The organism is Marinobacter sp. ANT_B65, assembly GCF_002407605.1.
Taxonomy (GTDB): domain Bacteria; phylum Pseudomonadota; class Gammaproteobacteria; order Pseudomonadales; family Oleiphilaceae; genus Marinobacter.
Map to the genome: position 1 here is coordinate 1,964,734 of NZ_NXGV01000001.1, position 25,230 is coordinate 1,989,963.

Genomic DNA, 25,230 nt, shown 5'->3' on the forward strand with positions numbered 1-25,230 from the left:
ATGAGTGATCAGCGCATATGATGAGTGCTCAGGCAGATCTACGCAATGCCGCCGCCTTCGCAAGCAAAACCCAGGCTTCCGAAGCTCTCAACAGCCCGGTGGCAATCCCTCCTATGCCCGACTACTACCGGCGCTTTCTTGCCTACACGGTTACCGCCGCAATTATCGTTGTTGGAGTCTTGCAGGGAGCTTTCCAGCAGTGGCATCTCTGGCTGATTGGCGGGGCATTGCTCTGGCCGCACATCATACACGTGCTTACCCTGCACACCTTTCTTAGAAACACCCCTGGCATTCGCCAGAAAATGCTCACGGTAGACTGTATTATCGGCGGTGGCTTCATCGGCTGTATCGGCCTTGTCGCCATCCCTTCAGCCTCAATTGCATTGATGCTTATGTTCAGCAGCCTGATCATCGGCGGCCTTCGGCAATGGCTCATCGGCTGCTTTTTTATGGCAGCTACCATTCTGGCGTTCTTCCTCGTTCTTGGCCCGGCAGAATCCTTTGAATCGCCGCTGTTCACCAGCATGCTATCCATTCTGTCTATGGGCCTTTACATCTGTATTACAGCGTTCTATTCGCACCAGCAGGCCCATGCACTGAAGCTCGCAAAAACACAGATCCAGAGTCAGCGCGAGCAGTCCATTGCACTTTCCCACAAGCTCTCAAAATACCTTTCGCCCCAGGTATGGCAATCCATCTTTACCGGTGAAAGAGACGTCCGCCTTGAAACCCAGCGCAAAAAGCTCACCGTATTTTTCTCGGATATAAAAGGCTTTACCGAACTTTCGGAAGAAATGGAACCCGAGGCGCTAACCGAACTGCTTAACCACTACTTCAACGAAATGGCGGAAGTTGCCCTGAGATACGGCGGCACCATCGACAAGTTTGTGGGCGACTCCATCATGATTTTCTTTGGCGACCCTTCCAGCCGTGGCCAGAGAGAAGACGCATTTTCATGCGTGTCCATGGCCATTGATATGCGCAAGCATATGAAAATCATGCGGCAGAAGTGGCGCAGCCAGGGTATAAAAACGCCCCTCGAAATCCGCATGGGTATCAGCACCGGCTATACAACCGTGGGCAACTTCGGGGCTGAAAACCGTATGGATTACACCATTGTCGGCAAGGAAGTTAACCTGGCCAGCAGGCTGGAATCTTTAGCGAAGCCCGGGGAAATACTTGTTTCCTATGAGACCTTCTCACTGATCAAAGACCGGATCATGTGCCGTGACAAAGGTGCAATCACAGTGAAAGGGTTTGGCCGGCCAGTCCCCATCTATGAAGTTGTGGATTTCCGCCGGGATCTGGGGCCGAACCGGAGCTTTCTGGAACATGAGCACAGCGGGTTTGCCATGTACCTCGATTCCGAAAAGATCACAGCAAAAGAGCGTCGAAGTATCCTCAACGCCCTTGAAGATGCCGCAGAACGCCTGCGGCATGAAGAAGATATCGCCAGAGACTAAACTACTGGCGAACCAGCCTTGAGCCAACCTGCTCTTCCGGCTCGGTACTGCGCCAGGGGTTTATATCAAGGCCGCCCCGGCGTGTGTATCGGGCGCAGACAGTCAGATGCTGCGGTTTGCAACGGTTCAGCAGATCGGTAAACAGTGTCTCTACACAGTGTTCGTGAAAATCCTGCTTCTGCCGAAAACCTACGATGTAACGCAACAACCCTGCCCGGTCGATAGCCGGCCCGGTATAGGTGATCAGCACAGTTCCCCAGTCCGGTTGCCCGGTCACCGGGCAGTTACTCTTCAGCAAATGGGAACATAGCCGCTCGGTAACCTCAGGGCCGGATGCGGACAGCGACTCAGGCGCATAGTCGTAAACCACATCGTCAACCGCTTCATTATCAATCAGCTCAAAGCCCAACGGGCGCCCTGTAGCCGTTCCGGAATCATCAACACTGAGAAAGCGCACATGCACAGCGGCACCACAGGCACTGGACAAGTCCCCGGTGATAGTTTGTGCAACCTGGTCAGCAGACGAAAATACCGTCTGGTTCAGGGAGTTCAGATAAAGCTTGAGTGACTTGGACTCAATAATCGACGGCGAGGCGGCCGGAAACCGGATCTCCGCCCAGGCCAGATCGGGAATGCCGCTGGGACGTAGCCAGGAAATCTCCCAGGCCTGCCAGAGATCCCCGCCAAACCAGGGCCAGCGCCCGTCTTCAAGGCCGATACGGCGGCGGTTTTCCTCGCGCGCAACGGGGAAAAGCAGAGCTGGATCGTAGCGGTCCGGGTAGTCGCTTTTTTTGCCAAGCGGCGCATTATCGAGAGCCATAAGGTTTCCTGAAAATAAACATGTCTGAAAACAGAACCAAAGTCAGTGCCGGATACCCTTCCCGCGCGCCAGCAATTTAAGGGCAACGAAGGAAAGCGCGACAATAAACGCCAGAATCATACCAAGGGACACAAACGGGTTTACATCAGAAACACCAAGTATGCCAAACCGGAAACCATTCACCATGTACAAAATCGGGTTTGCCATGGAAACGCTCTGCCAGAATTCCGGCAGCAGGTTGATACTGTAGAACACCCCGCCCAGGTAGGTGAGCGGCGTAAGAACAAACGTAGGCACAATGGAAACATCATCAAATTTGGTAGCCAGAAGTGCGTTAATAAAACCGCCCACTGCAAACAATGCTGATGTCAGAAACACAGTCACTACAACCATGGGCAGATTATGAATCTGCAAACGCGTGAACGCGAGAGACAGCAAGGTAACAATCACCCCGATACTCAGCCCCCGCGCCATGCCTCCGGTTACGTAGCCTGCCAGTATCACCCAGTTGGGCACCGGCGAAACCAGCAGCTCTTCGACGCTGCGCTGAAATTTCATGGAGAAGAATGACGACACCACATTGGCGTAGGAACTGGTAATAACCGACATCATAATCAGCCCCGGCACTATGAATGACATATAGTCAAAACCACCCATTTCACCGATTCTTGAGCCAATCAGGTTTCCGAAAATAATGAAGTACAACGTCATGGTGACAGCCGGCGGCAACAGAGTCTGCGGCCAGATGCGGGTAAACCGGCGAATCTCCCGCAACACAATCGTAGTGTATGCAGTGAACAGCGCTTGAGCATTCATTTGCCAGCCTCCGCTTTCGCAGCCGGTGCGTTATGTTCCACCATACGAATGAACAACTCTTCCAGCCGGTTTGCCTTGGTCCGCATGCTGACCACTCTGATCCCCTGCTGTTCCAACTGCATAAATACATCGTTGAGAGATTGTCCTTTCAGAACATCCACCTCAAGCACACCTTCGTCGTCCAGCCTGCAGGAAAATCCATCCAGCTCCGGAGCTGTGGTGAGTACCCTGTCCGCATCCAGCAAAAATGTCTCAAGACTAAGCTGCTGCAACAATTCCCGCTTGCTGGTATTCCGGATAATCCGGCCATGATCAATAATAGCGATGTTCCGGCACAGCTCTTCTGCTTCTTCCAGATAGTGGGTAGTCAGAATAATGGTAGTGCCCTGCCGGTTCATTTCCTCAAGAAACGCCCACATGGATCGCCGCAGTTCAATGTCCACCCCGGCTGTCGGTTCATCAAGAATCAGCAGTTTTGGTTCATGCACCAGAGCGCGTGCAATCATAAGCCTTCGCTTCATACCGCCAGACAACATCCGCGCCGGCGTATCGCGCTTATCCCAGAGCCCGAGTTTTCTCAGGTACTTCTCTGCAGACACGGCTGCTTTTTTCAGGGGAATCCCGTAATACCCGGCCTGAATGGTGACAATATCAAACACCTTCTCAAACTGGTTGAAATTGAACTCCTGAGGAACAACACCCAGATGCAGCTTGGCGTCTGAAAGGTGGGTGTCGATATCACATCCGAACACTTTCACCTTGCCTGCAGTTTTGGTCACCAGGGAACAGACGATGCCCAGCGTGGTTGATTTACCAGCACCGTTCGGCCCCAGCAATGCAAAGAAGTCTCCCTGTGCAACTTTAAGGTCGATTCCCTTGAGAGCTTCAAACCCACTGCCATAGGTTTTGGTAAGCCCCTCAATTTCGAGCGCATTGGTCATAACCGGTTCCGATGTGAAAAAGCAAAGTTCAAGAGACACTCTTGTATTGAGGCGTCTTTGGCTTTTTCAAGGCTACAGGGTACTTCTCGCAGGGAGGCGTAAATCCGGGGATCAAACAGATGGAGCAGGAGTATTACTCAACCGGGCTCGCCGAAGGCGCGCCCGGTTGCTGAATCTCGGGGTGATTATTACCGGCTTATCAGCCGGCCTAAACTCCAGCGTGACTCTTCGCCGGACACACCATAAGCCGCAGGATTCAGGCCGCCGGTACCGTGGGCGAGACATTCCTTGATGGTTAGAGCCTCGGCAGCTGCACGGCTTGAGTTGTACTTTGCAAGATCAACAACCTTGGCGGATTTCAGCGGAGCATGATGCCGGTCAGTCATAACCATAACCCGCGGCCACAGCCTGCGTTTGGGAGAATGCGAAACAACGATGCCGCGCTGGCCATCCGTCAATTCAACCAGGCTTCCCGTGGGATAAACACCAATTGCCTGGATGAAGTTTTCAACCAGGTCTTCCTGAAATTCAATGTTGCGCATCTCGTAGAGCAGAGCCACAGCTTTTGCCGGTGTCATCGGCTCCGCAAAACTCTCCCTCGGCTCAATAAGCGACTCGAAGAATTCCGCAAGCCCGGCGACCTTGGCCAGCAGAGGAATTCTGTCTCCGCGAATGCCTTCAGGGAAGCCTGAACCGTTATGCCGTTCACGGTGCCCCTGCACCACACTCAAAACGGCCCTCGACAGACCACTGTCTTCAAGAATCTCCATGCCTTTGGCGACATAGGTGCGGTATAGCGCAAACTCTTCCGGGCCATACTGACCTTCGCGACTAAGCATTTCGGAGGGCAGCCTGGTTTTACCAACCTGGGACAGGAGGCACCCCAGGCCCAGATGGTTCAGCAAGCCTTCGTTCAAGCCAAGCTGGCGCCCACAAACAAGTGCCCATACCGACGTATTAAGTGCGTGCCGGTAAACATGATCGTCATGCTGCTGAATGCGACTCAGCCAGAGCAACGCATCCGGTTGACGGATAACGCTACTGACCATTTTATTGACGACTGCAGCAACTGGCCGCAGATTACGGAATCCTTCAGAAGCGAAAGTATCGTAGAGGCGTTCAAGCTCAACTGTGGCGTCTGCCAACAGTTTTTTCGAGGCTTTCATTTCCCGCTTTAGCGTGGTGACAGACTGGTAGGTTACAGGATCTTTTATACGCAACGGAGGGAGTTGAAGCTCTTCCCTGCCTCCCCCTCGGCGCGAGCGCCTGGAACTGAAGGCCGAGCTGCCGATTTCACCAAGCCCGACCGAATCCCGGGATTCTGCAATGTCGATAGCGACCCATTTGCAGTGGGATACCAAGGCACGAATATCGTCCTGGGACCGGATATGAAAACCCTGAATAGGGAAAGGAGTCTGATGCCACGGCCGATCAAGATCAGACACAAACATGCCGACCTCCAGATCATGTACCGCAATTTTTTTCTGACAGACGCCCACGTTTCGCTCCTGAATACGTATTTTGGATGGCTATCATTCTTCAATGACCGGCCGGAATAGTCCATTACACATTAGTGTTTCAAAGTAACCGCAACAATACAATTGGTAACGGTTATAATAAGTCCGAAACATTATGTAGCAGCGTGATTACTGTCACAAAACAAAAACCTACTACATCACACTTTAACCTTTCAGTCCGGGGCAGTCCGGTCAACTCATGCTATCGCCGAACTGCAGACCGAAGCCATCAACGGTTTTTCTGACCACGACCATATCCAGCTCAGGTGCAGGCACAGGCAACCCCTGCACCTGAACCGTCACCCTGTCTCCCAGCTCGGGAACAAACGGCTCAGAACCCACCACGATGAACACACCACCATCCGATATGTCACGGGTTGAGAAAACAAATTCACCCAACTGTTCATGGCAAACCTTTACCTGGGCACTCATCGCCGTGCGAAAGTGCTCTCTGCGATCATCTACTGCCATCTGCGAAGTTCCACGGCGTTACTACGGTGCATTATAGGTTTTGTATGCTTTTCACGAATCGTATCCTCATCGAATATTGGCAAGAATAACATCATTTTATAAGAAGTATCCCTTAGGGAATATTGACTTTGCACGTAACACAAATGAGAATGGTTGGCGTTTTAAGGTGCTTGTAACTCTCATGTACAGGTGTACAGGCGCAAACCCGATCAGAACCCCGAGGATGGCACTATGCGCATGAAACTGACCGCAGCAGCGGCAATCGCACTTACCGCTCTTCCCCTTGCGGCATCCGCAGATGGCGAAGTCAACATCTATTCATATCGTCAGGCATACCTGCTTGAGCCACTCCTGAATGCCTTTGAAAAAGACACCGGCATCAAAGCCAACGTTGTATTTGCCAAGCAGGGCCTGGCTGAGCGTCTGGAACGCGAAGGCCGCAACAGCCCCGCCGATGTTGTGATGACCGTAGACATCTCTCGCCTTAACGAGCTGGTTGAGCGTGATCTTGTCCAGGGCATCCAAAACGACGTACTCGAAGAAAACATTCCCGAGAACCTGCGCCAGCCAGATGGCAAGTGGTTTGGCCTTACCACCCGCGCCCGTTTGATTTACACCTCCAAAGAACGCGTTAAAGAAGGTGAGATCACAACCTACGAGCAGCTGGCCGATGACAAGTGGGACAACCGCATCTGTACCCGCAGCGGCAAACACCCGTACAACATCGCGCTGATCTCATCCATGATTTCACATCACGGCGAAGCGGAAACAGAGGCCTGGCTGAAAGGCGTCAAAGACAATCTGGCGCGCAAGCCACAGGGCGGCGATCGTGACCAGATCAAAGCCATTGCCGAAGGCGTGTGTGATGTAGCCATCGGTAACAGCTACTACTACGGCAACATGCTGCAGGATGAAAGCCAGCGCCCGGCAGCAGAAGCTGTTCGCCTGGTATTCCCGAATGCAGATGGTCGTGGCACCCACATCAACGTTAGCGGTATTGCACTTACAAAAAGTGCCCCGAACCGGGATAACGCTATCAAGCTGATGGAGTTCCTGTCGTCACCGGAAGCTCAGGGCATCTACGCTACAGCAAACACAGAATACCCGGCAAACCCGCACATCAAGCCTACCGGGCTGGTTGCAGAATGGGGCCCCGTCCATCCTGACAGCCTTTCCCTGCAAGAGATTGCTGATAACCGCAACGCAGCAGTCAAACTGGTTGACCGTGTAGACTACGACGGCGAATAAGTGTTCAGGCGGGGGCGGCAGTGCCGCCCTCGCCTTCATCTGTATCAACCCCTCAAATGACTCCAGTCATTGCAGCGACAATTTGAGCTGATTACAATCCTTACCCTTCGATCTGGCTCAGCCTTTCCCGGAACAGCCAGAGCTGGATATTTACCTACTCCAATTCACTAACAGGAATCCTATGAGCGAGGCCGCGACCAGCGTTGACCCAGGGCTAACCCCGCCCCTGCTGGCAAAGCGTACCTCTCGCCGCTGGCTATTCAGCGCGATACTGACCACTGCCATCGTCGCTCTGCCGGTTCTTTCCGTCATTTTTCTGGCCTTTTTCCCCGAAGAAAATATCTGGCCACACCTGATGGACACCACATTACCCCGCTACCTTGTCACCACACTCAAACTCATGACAGGAGTTGGCGCCATTACTCTGGTTATCGGCCTCGCATCCGCCTGGGCCGTCACCATGTGCGAATTCCCGGGGCGCAAGTTCTTTGAATGGGCCATGCTGCTGCCTTTTGCTGTTCCGGCCTACGTGATTGCCTATGTTTACACCAGCCTTCTGGATTACGCCGGCCCGGTTCAGGGCGCTCTGAGAGACTGGTTTGGCTGGACCAGTGCCGCTGACTACTGGTTCCCGGAGATTCGCAGCCTCGAAGGGGCCACCCTGATGCTCGGCCTGGTGCTCTACCCCTATGTTTACCTTCTTGCCCGTGCCGCATTTCTGGAACAGTCACCTTCCCTGTTTGCAGTCAGCCGCAGCCTTGGCCACTCAGCCCTGAGCACCTTCTTTAAAGTAGTTTTGCCCATCGCCCGCCCGGCTGTTGCAGTTGGCCTTTCACTGGTACTGATGGAAACACTGAACGATTTTGGTACGGTCGACTTCTTTGCGGTACAAACCCTCACCGCTGGCCTGTTTGACACCTGGATGAACCTTGGCAATATTGGTGGTGCAGCCCAGATAGCCACAACCATGCTCATATTTGTGGTTATTCTGGTGACCCTTGAGCGCTATTCCCGACGGCGCCAGCAACAATACGCCGGCAGAGACAACCGCGACCCAATCCGCCGCTTTACCATGTCATTTCCAAGACAGCTGGTATGCGTTGCCGTGTGCGCGCTGCCGGTAATATTCGGCTTTGTTATTCCTGGTGTGACACTGGGTGTTTACGCCTGGGAATATTTTGACGATAGCTGGAACCCGGCATTTATACGCAACACATTTAACAGCCTGTTTCTCTCAGGTACAGCCGCACTGACCACTCTGCTGATCGGTGTCACCCTCGCTTACAGCCGCAGGCTTCACGACACCCGCGGCATGCAGGTGCTCATGCGCCTATCAAGCCTGGGGTATGCAATGCCGGGCGCCGTTCTGGCAATCGGCGTGATTATGCCTATGGCAGGATTCGATAACTGGCTGGACACCCTGATGCGCAACACCTTCAATGTAAGCACAGGCCTGCTGCTCAGCGGCTCCGCCTTCGCTATTGTATATGCGTATACAGTGAGATTTCTGGCTGTGTCTGCCGGTAGCGTAGAAAGTGCACTGCAGAAAATCACCCCGAGCATGGATATGGCATCCCGCTCCCTCGGCAACAGCCCGGGCAAAACACTGGTGAAGGTGCACCTTCCCATGCTTCGTGGAACCCTGGTTACCGCTGCACTGGTGGTTTTCGTGGACTGCATGAAGGAGTTACCAGCCACGCTGATACTCCGGCCATTCAACTTTGAAACCCTGGCCACCTACGTGTACCAGTTTGCCTCTGATGAGCGGCTGTACCACAGCGCCCTGCCAGCCCTGATTATTGTACTGGCCGGTATCCTCCCCATCATTCTGATGAGCCGATCAATCTCCAATAGCCGCTCGATGACCTGATATACACCTCAAAACTCCAGAGCGCTTATTCTGGAGTGGGCATCCTGGACGACAAACCGCCCCTGGAACACAGCAACCGGATCACCCTGGGGCAGTGGATTGGGCGTGCCACAAAACACTTCCGTTGTCAGATCCAGCCGCCCCTTGCCGTGTCTTGCAAGGCTCTTTCTGAAGCGCTCGGGGATTTCATCCCCCGGCAGCCGGCAGATTGCGTAAAAATCAGAGGTTACCGGTTCAAGATAATCAATGCTGCCTGTTTGAACCACCACACTGCCCTTCAGGCCAAGATCTGCAAGCGCAAGTTCTGTAAGCCCCCAGGCTGCGGTTACCGCAACCGAGTACACACTGCCGCCAAAACCAGTGCCCTGGTGATTCAGGTTGGGCTCAAGCGGCGCACTCAGAAGCAGCGCGCAGCCGTCCCACGAGTGCAGTTCAATCCCAAGGGCACGGGAAAGAGGAATTTCCTCATGAATGCGCCTCTGGAATGCCGAAAGCTGGGTCATAAGTTTCTCCTGATATAAACTGGTTCCAAGCGGGCTGCCCGCTTACCCCTATGCGACCAATGCCGGTTCAGAAACGAACCAAGCCCGGCGGAGCCGGGCCTGGTCTGAACATGGCAATCAGCTCACGGATTACTGCCAGATTACCTTCTGGCCTTTCGCATACCAATCGTTGACATTGCCTTCGTAGGCGTCTTCCACCACGTTTCGCTTGAGCTTCATCGTAGGAGTCAGAAAGCTGTTCTCGATCGACCACTCATCACTGACAACGATCACAAAAGCCAGTTGCTCATGGGGGTCTACTGTCTTGTTCACCTTAGCCACAAGATCGGTGAAACTGGCTTCAAGCTCCTTACGGAAGTTCTGGTCGGCCATTTTCGGCCGGATAGCCTCAGCAAGCTGAATAATAGCAAAGGGCTGGGTCTGGTTAGCCCCGGAAACACACACCATCTCAATCGACTGATGCGCCATCAGCCGGTTTTCAATAGGTGCAGGCGCAATATACTTACCCTTGCTGGTTTTGAAGATTTCTTTCATCCGGCCAGTAATCTTCAGACGCCCGAGTTCGTCAATCTCACCTTTGTCACCGGTTTTCAGGAAACCATCATCGGTAAAGGTTTCCTTCGTCTTCTCTTCATCCTTGTAGTAACCCACCATAGTGGCCGGGCTCTTGATCAGAATCTCGCCTTCGGGGCTGATTTTGGTTTCCACACCTGGCATGCACTCACCTACATAGCCGGTACGGGTACGCCCCGGCTTGTTGATGTGAGAATAGGCAAAATTCTCAGACATACCATAGCCTTCAAGCAACTCCAGGCCAAGGTTCCGGTACCAGTCCAGCACATCGCTGGCCAGCGGCGCCGACCCACTTCCGGCCAGCTTGGCCTGATCCAGCCCGAGACCCTTGAGAATCTTCTTCTTGATCAGCTTGCTCACCACAGGAATCTTCAGCAGCGTATCCAGCTTCTTCTGCGGCAACTTTTGCAGAACGCCCTGCTGAAACTTGACCCACAGCCTGGGCACAGACAGGAACAGTGTTGGCCGCGCACGCTTCATATCCTCAACAAAGGTATCCAGCGATTCCGCGAAAAATATATGGAAGCCCGCATACAGTGACGCCAGCTCAACAAAGGTCCGCTCAAATACATGGGCCAGCGGAAGGTAGGACAACATACGCTCTTCATGACCAACCTGCAGAACCTGCAGGCTGCCATCGGCTGCAAAAGCCATATTCCGGAAACTCAGCATGACGCCTTTGGGCTTGCCGGTACTGCCAGAGGTATAAACAATCGTCGCCAGCTCATCCGGATCACGCTGCACGTTTTCTTCCAGCGGCGGAAACCTGGCGACAATGTCATCCCAGGTTTCAAAATCGTTGGGCGGGCTCAGGGGGAAAGAAATACAGCGCACAGATTCCGGCACGCCAGACTTCATCATGTCCCAGTCATCCAGCTTGCCCACAAACAGAACTTCACACTCCGCGTGATTCAGCACGTAGTTGACTGTATCGGAATTCAGCGTGGGATAAAGCGGCACGGAAATATGCCCGGCCATCCAGATAGCCCAGTCAGTCATGACCCACTGTGCACAGTTTTTGGAAATCAGGCCGATACGGCTTTTTTCGGGGAGGCCAAGTGACTTGAGATACGAGGCTACACGGCGCGCCTCATCGACTGCCCGGCTCCATGTGTACTCAACCACTTCGCCATCACCGACGGGCTGAGTCATGTACAAGGAATTCGCCTTGGCATTCTCCCAGTGGTAGACCATATCCAGGGGAAGTTTGATTGTTGTGTCCATGGACCATCCTTGCTTTCGTTATTTGAGTTATAAACTCATTATTTAGACTTTAGTAGAGCATTTCAATAGATTATGGCCAATCAAAGGGCCACCCGGGACAACTGCACGAAAACTCGCCCCGGGGAAAAGTCAATCCGTTCAAATCCACGTTAACATGCCCTACTACCAAGGGGGCGGGGCTGTGATAAACTCTCGCACCTTAAAACCGTAACCACCGCAAAAGACCTCGGAGATGGGCATATGGCCAAGAAAATCCTGCGTACCCTGTTGGGCGCATCTTTAATGGCAATGGCAAGCATTTCGCAGGCTGCAGAGCCTCGCGTTGTCGCTATTACGCAGATTGTTGAACACCCTGCGCTGGATGCCGTTTACGAGGGCGTAAAAGATGAGCTGGCAGAACGGGGCTATAAAGAAGGCGAAAACCTGACAGTCATGCATGAGAGTGCACAGGGTAACTCCGCCATAGCATCCCAGATTGCCCGTAAATTTATCGGTGACAGCCCCGACGTAATTGTGGCGATTGCTACACCTTCGGCACAGACCATTGCCGCTGCTGCCCGCAACATCCCGGTGGTGTTTGCCGCAGTAACAGATCCGGTAGGCGCAAAGCTGGTAAAGGATGCCCAGGCACCCGGCGCTAACATTACCGGCGTAAGCGACATGCTGCCCATCGACAAACATCTGGATATGCTGCTGCGTATGGTTCCGGATGCCAAGCGCATCGGTACCGTATACAACCCCGGCGAAGCCAACGCTGTATCCCTGATCGAATTGCTCGACGAACGCCTGCAGGCCCGTGGCCTGACACTGGTTAAAGGTGCTGCCACCAAAACCTCCGAAGTGCTGGGCGCCGCCCGCTCTCTGGTGGGCAAAGCAGATGCCATTTACCTGACAACCGACAACACAGTAGTCAGTGCTGCTGAAGCAGTCATTTCTGTTGGCGAACAGGCCAAAATCCCGGTATTTGCCGCCGACACAGCCACAGTTTCCCGTGGCGCCGTTGCTGCACTGGGCTTTGACTACTACGATCACGGTCGCCAGGCTGGCGTAATGGTTGCGCGTATCCTCGAAGGTGAAAAACCAGGCGACATGCCGGTAGAAACCATGGAAAAGCTCAACCTGTTTGTAAATCCGGAAGCTGGTAAACGCATGGGCATCACCATTTCAGATGATGTTATTGCTGAAGCGGCAGAAGTCGTCAAAAGCGGCAAGTAACGCCTTACCTACACGGGCGGGCTCTTTATCCGGAGCCCGCCCGTTTTTCTTTCACGGTGAATCATCCCCATGCTCAGTAACATTGCATTCTATGGCGCAGTCGAGACAGGGCTTATCTACGGCTTGGTAGCTTTCGGCATCTATCTTTCTTTTCGTGTACTCGACTTCCCGGATCTGACCGTTGACGGCAGTTTTCCGCTGGGCGCTGCGGTTGCAGCCGTCCTTATTATTGAAGGCTGGAACCCCTGGCTGGCAACAGGTTGCGCGGTATTCGCCGGCATGGCCGCCGGAGCCGTAACTGCCATTCTTAACGTCAAGCTGAAAATTCTTAACCTGCTGGCCTCCATCCTCACCATGATTGCCCTGTATTCCATCAATCTCCGGGTTATGGGCCGGCCAAACATCGCCCTGCTCGGCGAAGACACAGTGCTCACACCCTGGTATTCACTGGGTCTGGCCTACCATCAGGTGCCGGTGCTGCTATTTACGATCGTGATCTTCATTGCTCTGATACTGTTGTGGCGCTTCATGAAATCAGAAACCGGCCTCGCCATGCGGGCAACCGGTGCAAACGCCCGGATGGCTCGCGCCCAGGGCATTGCCACCGGTGCCATGATCATCCTGGGCGTAGCTGTATCCAATGGCCTGGTCGGGCTGGCAGGCGCACTCTTTGCCCAGAGCCAGGGTGCCGCAGATGTCACCATGGGTGTTGGCGTAATTGTTATCGGCCTTGCTTCATTGATTGGTGGAGAAGCCGTAATTACACCATCAACCGTTGTTCGCGCCCTGATAGCCTGTGTAGTTGGCGCCATTATTTACCGCCTGGCCATTGCCTTCGCCCTGAACGCAGATTTTCTCGGCCTGCAGGCGCAGGATCTGAACCTGATAACCGCCGTTCTGGTTACCCTGGCAATTGTATTGCCCGGAATCCGCAGTTCCGTGGTTAGCAAATTCACCCGCAAAAAGGCCTGAGGAGACAATATGATCAGTGCAACCGACCTGCGGCTGACCTTTGGCAAAGGCACACCGCTGGAAAACCCCGCACTCCGGGGCATGAGCCTGACCGTAAACCAGGGCGAGTTCGTTACCGTGATAGGCAGCAATGGTGCCGGAAAGTCCACATTCCTGAACGCTCTTGCTGGCGAAGTTATGGTTGATAGCGGCACTATTATTGTCGACAACCTCAACGTTACCAAGCTGCCCACCCACAAACGGGCGGGCCGCGTGGCACGGGTATTCCAGGACCCGCTGGCAGGCACCTGTGAAGGCCTGAGCATCGAAGAAAACCTTTCGCTCGCCATCAAGCGCGGCCAACGCCGCAGCCTGGGCACGGCAGTAAAGAAACAGTACGAAGAACAGTTCAGGGAAAGCCTCTCTTCCCTCAACCTCGGGCTTGAAAACCGCCTCGGCGACAAGATGGGCCTGCTCTCCGGTGGTCAGCGGCAGGCTGTCAGCCTGCTAATGGCCAGCCTGACACCCTCCGCCATTCTGCTGCTGGACGAACACACCGCAGCACTGGACCCGAAAACAGCAGCATTTGTGCTGGAACTCACAAAAAACATCATTGAAGAGCAGAAACTCACCGCTCTGATGGTCACCCACAGCATGAAACAGGCGCTGGAAGTTGGCACCCGCACAGTAATGCTGCACCAGGGCGAAGTGGTGTTCGATATTGAAGGCAAAGACCGCGAAGGCCTGGAAGTTAAGGATCTTCTGGAGTTGTTTGAAACCCAGCGCGGACTTTCCGTAGACGACGATAGCCTGCTGCTAGGCTGATACGACTGGGCGGGAGCCTCTCCCGCCCCTTTTCCAATTGATTTTCTTTGCCAGAAACCTCCGATCAATAGTCCCGCTTAAATTCACAAACCACTATATCCTGTTATACTCATCCAAAATAAACCCATATATAGTGATTCTGACGATACCCGCACCTATACTGGTGCCTGCAACGCTTTACATGAAGACAGCACCGCCACGCGGTGCTTCCGGCAACCGAAACACATGAAGATTGAGGGTGGCAATGAACGCTAAGGCAGAGGCAGTAGTTTCAACGATTCCGATGCAGGAAACTTCGCTAGACATCTGGAACAGCAAGTACCAGCTTAAAACCAAGACCGGCGAACCTGTAGACAAGGACATCAACGCCACCTACCAGCGTGTTGCAACTGCCCTGGCCCAGGTTGAAAACAAGTCTGTGCGCGCAGAGCAGATGAAAAACTTCGTATGGGCACTCAAGAACGGAGCCATTCCCGCCGGGCGTATTACTTCAAACGCCGGTGCCGAAGCCCATAAGCCTGCAACCTCTACCATCAACTGTACTGTATCCGGTTCCATCCAGGATTCCATGAACGACATCCTGGAGAAAAACCACGAAGCAGGCCTCACCCTCAAGGCTGGCTGTGGTATCGGATACGAGTTCTCTACCCTGCGCCCGAAAGGCGCTTACGTTGCCGGTGCCGGAGCAACCACTTCTGGCCCTCTGTCCTTCATGGATATCTTCGACCGCATGTGCTTCACCGTGTCCTCTGCCGGTGGCCGACGCGGTGCCCAGATGGCCACCTTTGACGTTCACCACCCGGACGTTATCGATTTCATCCAGGCCAAGCGTGAAGATGGCCGCCTGCGCCAGTTCAACCTGTCGCTGCTGATCACTGAAGACTTCATCGAGGCCGTTCGCAACGATGGAGACTGGAAGCTCTCCTTCCCTGTAACCAAAAAAGAAGCGGAAGAAGAAGGCCTGGACCTGGCGGATCCCGACCAGTTCGTGTATCGCGACTTCCCGATTCTCGATGGTTATGTGGTTAATGAAGAAGGCAAGGTAGCCTGCCGTGTTTACCGCACCCTGAAAGCCCAGTTCATCTGGGACACCATCATGACCTCCACCTACGACTACGCAGAGCCCGGTTTCATCCTGATCGACAAGGTCAATCAGATGAACAACAACTGGTTCTGCGAAGACATCCGCGCCACCAACCCCTGTGGCGAGCAGCCCCTGCCCCCATACGGCAGCTGCCTGCTGGGCTCTGTGAATCTGACTAAATTTGTGGACTACCCGTTCACCGAAAAAGCCAGCTTCAACTATGAAAAGTACCGCAAGGTTGTGGGCATCTTTACCCGCATGCTGGACAACGTAGTTGAAATCAACGGCCTGCCGCTCCCTGAGCAACGCCACGAAATCACCTACAAGCGCCGCCACGGCATGGGCATTCTGGGCCTGGGCTCAACCCTCGCCATGCTGCGTATGCCTTACGGTTCTTCGGAATCTGTACAGTTCACCGAAGACGTTGTACGTGAAATGGCCGTAGAAGGCTGGCGCCAGTCGCTGACTCTGGCCGAAGAAAAAGGCGTTGCGCCGATTATGGACGACGACTTTGAAGTTACTCCCAAAATGCTGGGTAAATGCCCGCAGCTGGTAAAAGACGGCTACAAACTGGGCGACAAACTGAAAGGCCGCCTGCTGCACGCCAAATACAGCCGCTACATGCAGGAAATTGCCGCAGTTGAACCGGAACTGGTTGCCAAACTGGCGGAGAAAGGCGGGCGCTTTACGCACCACACCTCCATCGCACCGACCGGCACCATCAGCCTGTCACTGGCCAACAACGCCAGTAACGGCATTGAGCCAAGCTTCTCGCACCACTATGCACGTAACGTGATCCGCGAAGGCCGCAAGACCAAAGAAAAAGTAGATGTGTTCTCCTTCGAGCTGCTGGCCTATCGCCACCTGGTTAACCCGGGCGCCATGCCCTTCTCAGACGAAGAAGACAAAAAACTGCCCAGCTACTTCACCACCTCCGATGACGTAAGCCCGGCGCAGCACGTAGACATACAGGCTGCCGCCCAGAAGTGGGTAGACTCCTCGATTTCCAAAACCGCGAACGTACCAACCGACTTCGCCTACCAGGACTTCAAGAGCATCTACCTCTACGCCTACGACATGGGCCTGAAAGGCTGCACCACCTTCCGCTTTAATCCGGAAGCCTTCCAGGGCGTACTGGTAAAAGAGAAAGACCTTGAAAACACCATTTACGAGTTCACCCTCGACGACGGCAGCAAGGTAAACCTGAAGGGCAACGAAAAGGTAGAGTACGACGGCGAAACCCACACCGCCGCAAACCTGTTTGACGCCCTCAAAGAAGGCACTTACGGAAAGTATTGATCCGGAACACCGACACAGGACAAAAGACATGACAGTTAAAATCAGCAACAAAATCGTCGGCTACCGGGTTAAGAAAGCCGACACAGACGCGCCCAGCGAACAGCAGGCAGCGGCAAAGGCGGAGCCCCAACTCCAGAAGATGAACGAATACATCGAACGGCCGGATTTTCTGGTGGGCACCACCTATAAAATCAAGCCACCGGTGGCCGAGCACGCGATGTACATCACCATTAACGACATCCTGCTCAACGAAGGCACAGACCACGAAAGCCGGCAGCCATACGAAGTGTTTATCAACTCCAAATCCATGGAGCACTTCCAGTGGGTAATCGCCCTCACCCGCGTAATCTCTGCGGTATTCCGCAAAGGCGGCGACCTGACCTTCCTGGTGGAAGAGCTACGCTCGGTATACGATCCCAACGGCGGCTACTTCAAGAAAGGCGGCGTATTCATGCCCTCACTGGTAGCTGAAATTGGCGCGGTTATCGAGAAGCACCTGAAGGCCGTAGGCCTGATGGAAACCGAGGAAATGAGCGAAACCACCAAACGCATCCTCGCCGAAAAGCGTGCCGAGTTTGAAGCCAACAACGCCAAAGCAACCAACGACGACAAAGCCGGCGACTACCCACCCAACGCCACCATGTGCAGCAAGTGCAACACCAAGGCTGTTATCGTGATGGACGGTTGTGCCACCTGCTTGTCCTGTGGCGACAGCAAGTGCGGTTGAAGTGAGTGATTAACTGGTAGATAAACAGGAAGGCCTGGAGTTAGCGCTTCGGGCCTTTTTTTTTGTTTGTGCCCTTACCCACTGACATGTATTCGCGTGACCGCTTCATTATTGCGAGGCGATATTACGGAATTTGACGGACTGGCGGTGGTAAATGGCTGGTTTTGCGATAGTTTTTTATGACGCTTGGAGCTGAACAAGTTAACAAGTGATTGTGATATCACTTTGATAACGCAACCCATGCTTTCACACCCCGAAGACAGACCACTCGGCAGGTGCTACATCCAGCGGCGGCTGTGCCGGAGCCAGTCAGACCGAACTCATTCTATTGCGGGCTTTATTCACGCTAAAGCTCTTAGCGGCGCTTTTAACAGTAATCTTTTCCATGGCCATGATTGCAGGTTACGCCACCTACCTGTTGTTCTGATCTACGGGGAACCGGACTGTAAAAAAACGGAGATATACGACAAATGTCGCAAAAACGCATGCGCTTAAGGGGTAGATCCTTATAACCCTATGAAAAATATATAATAGTTACTGGTGAATGATTGGAGATAAGCGAACGGATATTTTTGGGGAAATCCGACAATTGACGCTTATCTCCAGCCAGACTATCTTTCAGGTTAGGTAGTTTTTTGATAACAAAGAAAAATTTGATGGGTGGCATGTGCAACGTTGGGAAATAGACGCGTTTGGATAGATGTCATTTGTCGTTGAATTAGCTGTTAAGAGGCAAGTAGCAGGTGCAACAATCGCAGATCATGGAAGATAAGATTATTTCAGCAGTAAAAGACTTTGCTAACTCGATAAACTCGGGCAGTAAGGTCGTGGCTGATATGTCTGTACTAATTGATGTCACGGATGAGTTGCCTCTTTCGAGCTTTGACTTCTGGGAGCGATTGATTCGCTCTGAGTTTTCGTTGGCACTAAGAGAGTCAAATCCTCCAAAGTGGAAGGTATGGACGAAGCCTAAAGAACTAGTAACCTGGCTTGACCTGATTAGCTGGGATGGTCACAAACGAGAAAAAGCTTTACGAGCTCTGTCTGGGGCGGCACCGAATACATTCTTTTTTTCTCTTGCTGTTCGTAGGCTTAATGACTGGGTGCCCCAGGTTCGTAAGGCAGCAAGGGACAAACTTCCTGAAATAGCAAGATCAACTGACCCCGAATATGTGGTTGAAGCGCTATGCGTCGCACTCTCCAATTGGAACTCTTGGGGCAGAATAGAAGATGTGGATAAAGATGTTCTTCTGCAAATCATTTGCGAAAAGGAAATAGCAAAGTCCCTTCGGTCTAAGCTGATTTCATCGGCTTCCGGGCCCATGCCATCACTCTTTTCTCAGCTCGGTCGCACGTCGATACTTGATGAAAAAATTGAAGAAATTGCTAGTTTTGCTGTTCAGCCATCGCTTCGAGCGAAAGCATACCGCAGCTTATTTGAAGGGCGGATTGTCTGGATGGAAGGCCGGAAGTGGGAGTGGACCGATATACGATATTGCGAAGGCCGGCTAAAACCTGTCGTCGCGGAGCGAAAACTGAATATAAGAACCCCACAGCTCGAATTGCTAAAACGATCCTCTAAAGATCGCTCTTCTATCGTTAGACGGGTTTCAGCAGAGATTCTGATACGAGAGCTAGGCAATCTAGGTTCTGTAGCTAGAGTGTTTGCTGAACAGTTTGCTTCAGATAAATCTCACCCTGTATATGAAAGGGGCGAGTTCGCCTTAAAGAAGTTGGACGAAGCGGAGCGTGCCAATGTCTCTTAACAAGCGCATGTTGTCGGACTGGTTTTCCGCTGCGCTCCAAACCAGCCGCAAATGCGGGCGTTATGCCCTCGGTGGCACCCGTGTACGAGAGGATTATTCTTGAGATTACATCTAAGCAATTTGGACGAACTAATTCAAAATGTCCGTAACGTCCACGCGAAAAATTATCTAAACGAATCCATTGCTGCATACCGAACAGGTGCATACCGAGCATCCCTGATCACAACGTGGATTGCCGTGTGCGTAGATATAATCGAAAAGATACGAGAGCTTAGCCTTAGTGAAGACCCTGCGGCAAAAAAATGGGAACAGCAGCTAGACAAAATTCAGCCTAATGACCCAAGAGCTATGCTGGATTTTGAAAGAGACTTACTCAATATTGCTTGCGATGAGCTGCAACTTATTTCAACAATTGAAAAATCACACTTAGAACGCTTAAAAGATGACCGTAATATATGTGCGCATCCGACATTTTCGGATGATGGTAGTCAATTCTCGCCGCCCGCAGAATTAGCTTTAGCATACATTGTTCAGTCGGCTAATTATCTGTTAGTTCACCCTCCAGTGAAGGGCAAGGTAATTGTTCAGAGACTGTACGAGCTGATTAACGAGCCCTCTTTTCCAGAGGATGAGGAGAAAGCCTTCACTTTGCTTTCATCGGAAAATAATTTGGGACGAGTAAAAGATAGCGGGGTAAGAAATTTAGCTATCCTCATTTTAAAGAGGATATTTCGCGACGAAACAGGCGTTTCACAGGAACTATTAAATCGTTTATCTGCTTCCTTGAGCGCGATACAAAGGTTATATCCCGAAATCTACGCGGAAGTTGTCTCTAACAAGCTGGTGGGCATGCTATCTGAAGCGAATGACACTCGACTCAAACGGATATTCCCGTTCCTGAGCTTGAGAAATGAGCTTTGGTCTAAAGTTGAACATGCAGAAAGGGTGCGTATCGAAGGGCTAATCAATGCAATGAGTCCTGAGGAGATTTCAAAATACCAAGTCACCCGGCTGGTTGATATAAACGCAGACATAAGAAATCAAGTCTTTGAAAAAATAGATCGCTTAAACAATGTCGAGAAAGCCAAAGTAATTGCGGGCTACCCTTCGGTCTTTTTTAAAGATAGGTCCATCCTTTTGTTTTCTGAGTCGCTCAGCTTCGATTCGGCTGAGTTTAGAGGGAATCAGCTGCTGCTTCCGATTAGCTCTACCTTCAATGACAAAGATCTAGAAAACGTTTTCAATGGTGCGATAGACAACACTGGATCGTATGGAATTAATCAGGTACTGAACGCTGGCGCGATTGGAGCATTCTTTTCTGGCCTTTACACCGAGACGAAAGCCGCGCCGTTAAGTCATCGAGAGCTCTGGAAAAACTTCTGGGAAAAAATTTCAGAGAAAGGGTTCTCGTACAAAGCATTGCGGGAAAAGTTAACAGAGGACCAGTACATTGATCCCGAAGTAGAAAACGAAGAGGACGATGACGATATTCCGTTCTAAAAGGCATAACCAATGCGTCAACGGGACCGGTTTTCCGCTGGCGCTCCAAACCGGCCCGTTACGCCAGCGTTATGGGTATGGGAGTAACCATGAAAAAGTATAAGTTGCTGGCTGCAGATGGAACTACCGTCATTAGCGAAACGCCTGGAACCCTGGGCGGTAACTCTAAAGCCAGAATATATGGTCGCTTGGATTGCTCAGCAGCAAACGGTGCACTCTCGAAAGGTTACGCACAACATCGTGTCTTTTTTGCGAATGAGCAAGATGCTATTGAGTCTGGTTACAGACCGTGCGGGCGGTGCATGATTGCGCAGTATAAAGACTGGAAAACTGGGCCACAGGGTAAGGATGTTTACCCATGGAAGTCGCTGCCCAAGTGACAATCCATAACAAGTGCAGGCACGGCGACGCCTGCTACATTGCGCCTTCGGCTCCATTCCGTGGGCGCGCATGCTGCAAGCGTTATACGTAAATTATGGACAGAGTTTTTACCCATGAATCAGAGTTGAAGCGGTGTGCCTCAAAAGCGATTGAGCTGGCTGGTTCATTGCTCGAGTCTGACGCAGACTACCTAGAGAACGTGTTGGAGCTGAATTCCATTGGTACTCGTCTTGTCGGCGAAGTTTGGGAGACGGAGTTCCATGTTTTTGGCGTGATTGCGTCTGATACAGATCATTTGCCAACAAAGAAGGTTCGCCCGCTATGTTCTGCCGCCATGCTAGAAAAATCCGATGATGAGTTGCGTGGAATTATTAACTCATACAGAACGGAGGTTTCGGATGCGTGCCGTCGAATTCTGTCCAAGTATCAACACGTATAACAAGGCCATTAAGGTTGTTCCGGGCCGATGGCCCTCCACCGGACGCCCTTGTCAGGGCGCCGCTTATGGCTGGCGTTAATGGCCAAGGCCTCGGAAGGATCTAGGTAGTAGAGCAGGGAGTTGCTTTCAAATTTTCACTTCAGTTCAGCTCTTCTCCCCGCAAAACACTGCAAAATCTGGGAGTTTCGTGTTCTGGTTCTTTGCGCCATGGGCTAGGCTGGGTGCAAGCTGCATTGCAGAGGGCATTCGAGTTTGGGTGCCAGGGATAAACGGTCGGGTGAACCGGCCACTAACAAGTGCAGGTTGTCGGACGTGTACTACGCTGCGCTCCGTACCCGCCGCAACTGCAAGCGTTATACAGGGAGGTGTAACCTAAATGAGAGCTCTCTTGCTTAAGGGCCCGCACAAATTTGGTCTCGAAAATGTCGCTCCACCACAGCCAAGTCAAGGCGAGGTGATCATTGATGTAGAGGTCACAGGGCTTGGTGGCAGCGAAGTAGCGGCACTTCAGAATCCAGGGCTTCGGCCTCTTCCAAACATAATGGGGCATGGGCTGTGCGGCGTAACAACCGCAGGTCAACGAATAGCGGTTTTTCCACTATCAGGTTGTGGGGACTGCCTCTACTGCAACCAAGGCCAATCCCAACTTTGCAACGATTGGAATCTGATTGGTGTTCAAAGACCTGGGGGCTTTGCTGAACAGGTATCGGTTCCAGAGAGCGCTCTCGTTCATCTACCCGCCTCATTAAGCTGGGAGCAAGCGTCGTTCATCGAGCCGTTCGCAAACGCCGTAAATGCGTGGGAGCGCTCTCAACCAAAGCCAACCGACTCAGTACTGATTGTAGGAGCTGGCTTACTGGGTTTAGGTTTAACAGCAATGGCTCGGGATCAGGGCTGCGGATCGGTATTTGTCTCAGATCTATCTCCCAATCGTTTAGAAGCTGCTTTGTCACTTGGCGCTTGCGAGGTAGCTCGGACCTTCGGTCGCGAATTCGACATCGTGTTCGACACTGTTGGCACAGAGGTAGCTCGCACTGAGTGTATTAATCGAACGAAGAAAAATGGAAAAAGCGTTTTCCTTGGCTTTGCTTCGCAATCTTTAAGTGTTGATTTCACACGCATGATTCGAGAGCAAAAAACGTTTATTGGATCGTTTGTTTTTTCGAGGGAGCAGTTCGCGAAAGCAATGGAGCTAGTGCAGGGTTGTAGTTCTAAGTGGGTAAGAAACGTGAGTTTCAGTGAGGTTGAGGCCGAGCTTATGGCATACGAAAATGGCGATTTTGAGCCAATAAAGTCCGTGCTTCGACCGCAAAAATCAGTATAACCAATAGCGTAAGACGGACGGCTTTCAGCCGCCGCTTCGCATAGGCGTTATCACACAAGGAGGTGAATAAATGAAGCAAACAGGTAGTTGTCTCTGCGGGGGTATTCAGTACGAAATCAATGGTCCTCTGACGGATGTTCTGAACTGTCACTGTTCAATGTGCCGGAAGCTTCATGCCTCGGCGTTCAGAACGCGGGCTAAGGTGCGGTCCTCGGATTGGAANACCGTCAAAGGTNAGGAGTTACTGAAGTTCTACGAATCCTCCCCGGGTGAGCANAAAGGCTTTTGCTCAAACTGCGGCTCTAGCCTCTACACTAAATTCGATGCAGCNCCCGAGGTCTATGGTTTCCCACTTGGAACACTTGATACCGACCCGGGAGTTAAAGCGGAGCGCCACGTGTACGTTGGCAGTAAGGCGCCCTGGTTCAATATCACGGACGATCTGCCTCAGAATGCGGAATACGACTGAGTCAGTGATAACAAGTGCAGGCTCGGCGACGCCCACTACATTGCGCCTTCGGCTCCATTCCGTGGGCGCGCATGCTGCAAGCGTTAAATGGAATCGAGAATGAGCCAAATTCTTCAGAAATGCCATGTTTTCAATTTTAGTGAATCATATTCCTATGCCGACAAGGTTAGGAAAGCAATTTTTGAAGATAACTTTTTGATTGATCCTATTGATATAGCAAGTGATCTAGATAATCAAATATCGAGGCCACAAAAATGGTCACTTTTACATGACTATATTGATTATGTTGTACGCGATGATTTGAATTTTTATTTCCGTGGTGGTGGCTGGGATTACGAAGATGTTAATCCAGTATTTTCCATGCTTGAAGCCCACAATATTGAATATACAACTCTTGAGCAATATATCGAAGAGCACTATCGTGATGACGAAACGGGGAAAACAATAGTAGTAACCGAAGATCATATAGAACAATATAAATACGAATACGCCATAGAATATCTAGAAGACATTGTGTTGAATAATCTACCTTCTTTGATTGTCCCTGAAGTTTTTACATTACTATTTTCCGATCGTGAAGCAATGAAGGCTTTCAATTTAAAAATTGCAGGTATTCTTGGCACAAGAACGGCAAGGTGTACCTATTGGCCCAAATGGCTGGAGCGGGCGCTATTTTGTAGAGAGAAAGGCCTCTGTGCCATATGTAAATCCGATTTAACGTCACTACATCATGTGAACGGAAAGCTTGCGATCGACCACATTATTCCTATCGCCCTCAATGGTGTGAACGATCCAACTAATCTACAAATACTATGCGAAGCCTGCAATGGAAAGAAGAGCGGTCATGAAGTGGTTACTTCGAATGCGTTGCCAGTATTTTGGTAGTTCATCATTTAACAAGGCCATCAAATCGACGCCTTTTCCGTTGCTTGGTTTGTGGCTTAACGCTACGCTACCACAAACCAAGCAACTCCAAAGCCGCGATTTATGGCGGCGTTAATTGGTAGAGACATGGAACCAGTCATCCAGGAAGAAACAACGGGTTGCGGCATTGCAGCAAGCGCTGCTCTCACGTGTGTTAGCTATGCTGAGGCCAAGCGGAAGGCCAACGCTCTGGGTATTTACGCCGCAGATAAAGCGCTATGGTCAGAAACTGAGTACGTCCGAAAGCTTCTGCGGGAATTCGGTATCTCGGTGTCGCCCAAAGAAACTCCCTTCCAGTCTTGGGAGCGCCTCCCAGACAAGGCTCTCATGGCTATTAAATGGCGCACGGAACGGGGTAAGCCATTCTGGCATTGGGTGGTGTTTGTCCGAGAGGGCGGCGAGGCAAAGGTGCTGGATTCCAAAAAGGCTTTGAAATCAAACGTCCGCCGGGATTTCGGGCGCATCAAGCCCAAGTGGTACATTGAGGTATCCAATTAACAAGTGACAGTGGTGTCAATTCCATAAATTAAGCCATATTTTCACGCCACGGTTCCTGGTTTTCAACCATGGTATTGAGCACCACGATCATCTTTCTCATGCAGGCAATCAGAGCTACTTTTGGAAGCTTCCCTAGGCTTTCAGGTACTCATAGAAGCTTTTAAAAGCAGAGGTGCCCTGGTCAGATGAGAGCATGGCCATGAACATCACCGTTCGCACTCTGTGACGCCTTCCCCGTATCCTTCGTTTGCCATTGAGCTTGCCGCTATCCGGGTTGACGGGGGCAATGCCGACCAGCGCATCAATCTCTTTGCGGTTCAGTTATCGCTTTAGAGTCATGCAGTGACCTGCTCGCTTGTACCGTCAGCTGAGTTTGCCTACA

The 25,230-nt window shown here is 51.9% G+C and carries 24 protein-coding genes; 16 read left to right on the forward strand and 8 right to left on the reverse strand.

All coding sequences use genetic code 11. The features are described 5' to 3' along the window. The first annotated feature begins 17 nt into the window (after positions 1–17). A complete protein-coding gene (locus CPA50_RS09035; RefSeq protein WP_096782061.1) occupies positions 18–1,463 on the forward strand; it encodes an adenylate/guanylate cyclase domain-containing protein in 1,446 nt (481 codons plus the stop codon). Position 1,464: 1 nt separating this feature from the next. On the opposite strand, the gene queF is transcribed toward CPA50_RS09035, so the two are convergent. The 5 genes from queF to CPA50_RS09060 all read right to left on the reverse strand — a co-directional run bounded on the left by queF (position 1,465) and on the right by CPA50_RS09060 (position 6,028). After that, positions 1,465–2,283, reverse strand: coding sequence for an NADPH-dependent 7-cyano-7-deazaguanine reductase QueF (gene queF / locus CPA50_RS09040; protein WP_096782062.1), 819 nt, complete (start codon positions 2,281–2,283; stop codon positions 1,465–1,467). 42 nt (positions 2,284–2,325) lie between these two features. Continuing rightward, the gene (locus tag CPA50_RS09045; RefSeq protein WP_096782063.1) at positions 2,326–3,099 is read right to left on the reverse strand and encodes an ABC transporter permease; all 774 of its coding nucleotides are present in this window, start codon (positions 3,097–3,099) and stop codon (positions 2,326–2,328) included. Further along, entirely contained in the window at positions 3,096–4,040 is a 945-nt protein-coding gene (locus CPA50_RS09050) for an ABC transporter ATP-binding protein (RefSeq protein ID WP_096782064.1), read from the reverse strand. The genes CPA50_RS09045 and CPA50_RS09050 overlap by 4 nt, the downstream gene beginning before the upstream one ends. 188 nt (positions 4,041–4,228) lie before the next feature. Next, positions 4,229–5,539: an HD-GYP domain-containing protein gene (locus CPA50_RS09055; RefSeq protein ID WP_096782065.1), complete on the reverse strand. Its 1,311-nt coding sequence runs from the start codon at positions 5,537–5,539 to the stop codon at positions 4,229–4,231. 210 nt (positions 5,540–5,749) lie between these two features. Beyond that, the gene (locus CPA50_RS09060; protein WP_096782066.1) at positions 5,750–6,028 is read right to left on the reverse strand and encodes a PilZ domain-containing protein; all 279 of its coding nucleotides are present in this window, start codon (positions 6,026–6,028) and stop codon (positions 5,750–5,752) included. A 231-nt stretch (positions 6,029–6,259) separates the two neighbouring features. On the opposite strand from CPA50_RS09060, the gene CPA50_RS09065 reads away from it, so the two are divergent. Together CPA50_RS09065 and CPA50_RS09070 are read left to right on the forward strand one after the other, a co-directional pair. Further along, positions 6,260–7,276: a Fe(3+) ABC transporter substrate-binding protein gene (locus CPA50_RS09065; protein ID WP_096782067.1), complete on the forward strand. Its 1,017-nt coding sequence runs from the start codon at positions 6,260–6,262 to the stop codon at positions 7,274–7,276. A 181-nt stretch (positions 7,277–7,457) separates the two neighbouring features. After that, complete coding sequence (locus CPA50_RS09070) at positions 7,458–9,146, forward strand: ABC transporter permease (protein ID WP_096782068.1); 1,689 nt, start codon at positions 7,458–7,460, stop codon at positions 9,144–9,146. A gap of 8 nt (positions 9,147–9,154) precedes the next feature. Here CPA50_RS09070 and CPA50_RS09075 read toward each other — a convergent pair whose 3' ends face one another. Next, the gene (locus tag CPA50_RS09075; protein ID WP_096782069.1) at positions 9,155–9,649 is read right to left on the reverse strand and encodes a thioesterase domain-containing protein; all 495 of its coding nucleotides are present in this window, start codon (positions 9,647–9,649) and stop codon (positions 9,155–9,157) included. Between the two features lie 129 nt (positions 9,650–9,778). Beyond that, positions 9,779–11,446 (reverse strand): AMP-binding protein, encoded by a 1,668-nt coding sequence (locus CPA50_RS09080; RefSeq protein ID WP_096782070.1) that lies wholly within the window; start codon positions 11,444–11,446, stop codon positions 9,779–9,781. A gap of 240 nt (positions 11,447–11,686) precedes the next feature. Between CPA50_RS09080 and CPA50_RS09085 the strand changes: the two genes are divergently transcribed. From CPA50_RS09085 to CPA50_RS09150, 13 genes are all read left to right on the forward strand, one after another. Next, positions 11,687–12,661, forward strand: coding sequence for an ABC transporter substrate-binding protein (locus CPA50_RS09085; protein ID WP_096782071.1), 975 nt, complete (start codon positions 11,687–11,689; stop codon positions 12,659–12,661). A gap of 69 nt (positions 12,662–12,730) precedes the next feature. Next, entirely contained in the window at positions 12,731–13,633 is a 903-nt protein-coding gene (locus tag CPA50_RS09090; protein WP_096782072.1) for an ABC transporter permease, read from the forward strand. Positions 13,634–13,642: 9 nt separating this feature from the next. Continuing rightward, entirely contained in the window at positions 13,643–14,437 is a 795-nt protein-coding gene (locus CPA50_RS09095; RefSeq protein WP_096782073.1) for an ABC transporter ATP-binding protein, read from the forward strand. Positions 14,438–14,681: 244 nt separating this feature from the next. Beyond that, on the forward strand, positions 14,682–16,820 hold the full coding sequence (locus CPA50_RS09100) for an adenosylcobalamin-dependent ribonucleoside-diphosphate reductase (RefSeq protein ID WP_096782074.1): 2,139 nt from the start codon (positions 14,682–14,684) through the stop codon (positions 16,818–16,820). Positions 16,821–16,848: 28 nt separating this feature from the next. Next, positions 16,849–17,547, forward strand: a complete 699-nt coding sequence (locus tag CPA50_RS09105; protein WP_096782075.1) for an NrdJb — start codon at positions 16,849–16,851, stop codon at positions 17,545–17,547. Between the two features lie 761 nt (positions 17,548–18,308). Then, on the forward strand, positions 18,309–19,313 hold the full coding sequence (locus tag CPA50_RS09115; protein ID WP_227519537.1) for a hypothetical protein: 1,005 nt from the start codon (positions 18,309–18,311) through the stop codon (positions 19,311–19,313). 99 nt (positions 19,314–19,412) lie between these two features. After that, entirely contained in the window at positions 19,413–20,813 is a 1,401-nt protein-coding gene (locus CPA50_RS09120; protein ID WP_096782077.1) for a hypothetical protein, read from the forward strand. Between the two features lie 89 nt (positions 20,814–20,902). After that, positions 20,903–21,193 carry an Ada metal-binding domain-containing protein gene (locus tag CPA50_RS09125; protein ID WP_096782400.1) on the forward strand — a complete coding sequence of 97 codons (291 nt, stop codon included), beginning with the start codon at positions 20,903–20,905 and terminating at the stop codon, positions 21,191–21,193. A 95-nt stretch (positions 21,194–21,288) separates the two neighbouring features. Continuing rightward, the gene (locus CPA50_RS09130) at positions 21,289–21,633 is read left to right on the forward strand and encodes a hypothetical protein (protein ID WP_096782078.1); all 345 of its coding nucleotides are present in this window, start codon (positions 21,289–21,291) and stop codon (positions 21,631–21,633) included. Positions 21,634–22,009: 376 nt separating this feature from the next. After that, complete coding sequence (locus tag CPA50_RS09135; protein WP_096782079.1) at positions 22,010–22,957, forward strand: zinc-dependent alcohol dehydrogenase; 948 nt, start codon at positions 22,010–22,012, stop codon at positions 22,955–22,957. A gap of 70 nt (positions 22,958–23,027) precedes the next feature. Continuing rightward, the gene (locus CPA50_RS09140) at positions 23,028–23,426 is read left to right on the forward strand and encodes a GFA family protein (protein WP_096782080.1); all 399 of its coding nucleotides are present in this window, start codon (positions 23,028–23,030) and stop codon (positions 23,424–23,426) included. Positions 23,427–23,525: 99 nt separating this feature from the next. Beyond that, positions 23,526–24,311 carry an HNH endonuclease gene (locus tag CPA50_RS09145; RefSeq protein WP_179397174.1) on the forward strand — a complete coding sequence of 262 codons (786 nt, stop codon included), beginning with the start codon at positions 23,526–23,528 and terminating at the stop codon, positions 24,309–24,311. A gap of 126 nt (positions 24,312–24,437) precedes the next feature. Then, positions 24,438–24,848: a hypothetical protein gene (locus CPA50_RS09150; RefSeq protein WP_096782401.1), complete on the forward strand. Its 411-nt coding sequence runs from the start codon at positions 24,438–24,440 to the stop codon at positions 24,846–24,848. A 132-nt stretch (positions 24,849–24,980) separates the two neighbouring features. On the opposite strand, the gene CPA50_RS19915 is transcribed toward CPA50_RS09150, so the two are convergent. Further along, entirely contained in the window at positions 24,981–25,169 is a 189-nt protein-coding gene (locus CPA50_RS19915) for a transposase (RefSeq protein ID WP_202971761.1), read from the reverse strand. Between the last annotated feature and the right edge of the window lie 61 nt (positions 25,170–25,230).